Origin of the sequence: Spirillospora sp. NPDC046719 (assembly GCF_040645715.1) — a bacterium.
Classification (GTDB): domain Bacteria; phylum Actinomycetota; class Actinomycetes; order Streptosporangiales; family Streptosporangiaceae; genus Spirillospora.
Genome location: NZ_JBEYYT010000898.1, coordinates 1 through 1396 on the forward strand (window position 1 = coordinate 1; position 1396 = coordinate 1396).

At 77.4% G+C, this 1396-nt stretch carries 1 pseudogene; it reads left to right on the forward strand.

From position 1 onward, the window contains the following. Positions 1–277 precede the first annotated feature (277 nt). Positions 278–1396: pseudogene (locus ABZ914_RS51395) on the forward strand (endonuclease/exonuclease/phosphatase family protein); the annotation flags it as partial.

The following is a 1396-nucleotide window of genomic DNA, read 5'->3' on the forward strand; positions in this document are numbered from 1 at the left end:
GCGCCCTCCGGCGGACCGGGCGCCGCCGACCGAGCCCGGCGGTGTCCTCCGTAGAGCCGACCGCGCTGACCGCGGGATCGTGCGGCGGGACCCCGTCCCGCCCGTCCCGTCGGCCCCGCGCGGGCCCGTATGATCGTCCGGTGGTGTGATCGGCTCCGCTCCCGGCGGGTTTCGCCCGCGAAGCGCCCGCCGGGGCCGTAGAGTCCGCAGGGGCCGCGCAGTGCCGCGCCGCCGCCACCCCCGAAGGTCCGCTCGTCCCCCGGGAGCACTCGTTCAATTGGCCAGCACAGAAGTAGGCACGAAGATCGGCGGCCCGGCGGCTCAGGGGCCGTCCATCGTCCCGCAGGGGCCCGCCCGGCTGACGCTCATCGCGATCACGGTCGCGGTGCTCGCGCAGACCCTGCGCTTCTCGCTTCCCCAGCTCGACCACTTCGCCGACGACGCCGGCACCGGCGTGGCCGCGATCGCCGTGCTGGCGGTCTATCTCGCCGGATTCGCCGCGCCGCTGGTGCGCCGCGCCGCCGGGCCGAGCGGGCTGCTGTCGGCCGGCGTCGGCGGGCTGTTCGCCGTCCGGCTGCTCGCCCAGGCGATCGGCCCGCAGACCTGGCTGGCGTTCGTCGGCACCGCCGTCGGCATGATCGCGGTCGCGGCGCTGTTCGAGGGGGCGCGCGGGCTGTCCGGCGTCGGGTTCGCCACCGCGACCGTCGCGGGCCTGTCCGCCGACACCGCGGTCCGGATGTGCTTCGCCACCTGGGACCCGGTGTGGCGGAACGGGATCGGGCCCTGGGCGGCGTGCCTGGCGTTCGTGGCGCTCGGCGCCGCCGCCCTCTACCGGGAGCTGTCGTCCGGGCCGGTCACGGCGCCGGGCCTGTCCTGGCGGGACGCGATGGGCGCCGCCGCGTTCGGGCCGTTCCTCGCGCTGCAGGTGCTGGTGCTGGCCAGCCCCGCGTTCGTCGCCTCGTCCGGCTGGCAGTCGCTGACCGCCGCGCACATCGCGATCGTCGTCGGGCAGGGCCTGGCGCTGGCGTTCCTGGCGTCCGGGCTCGCCGTCCGCGCCGTCCCCGGCGGGGTCTGCGTGCTCGGCGGCACCGTGCTCGGCGTCGGAGCCGGCGCGGTCGCCGGGACGTACGCGGTCACCGGCATCGAGGTCGTGCCGATCGTCGTCCTCGGGCAGGTGCTGTCGGCGTGGCTGCTGGCGGTGGCGTGCCGGGCGCCGCTGCGCCGCGCCGGGACCGGCGGGCCGGTCTGGCGGATCGACGTGGGCGCCGCGCTCGGCGGCTTCCTGATCCTCGTCCTGCTCGTCCCGTACCAGGTCAGCGCGCTGTCGCCGCTGCCGTTCCCGAACAACGTCCTGCCGGGCGTCGCGGGCATCGCCCTCGGCGGGCTCGCGGCCGCC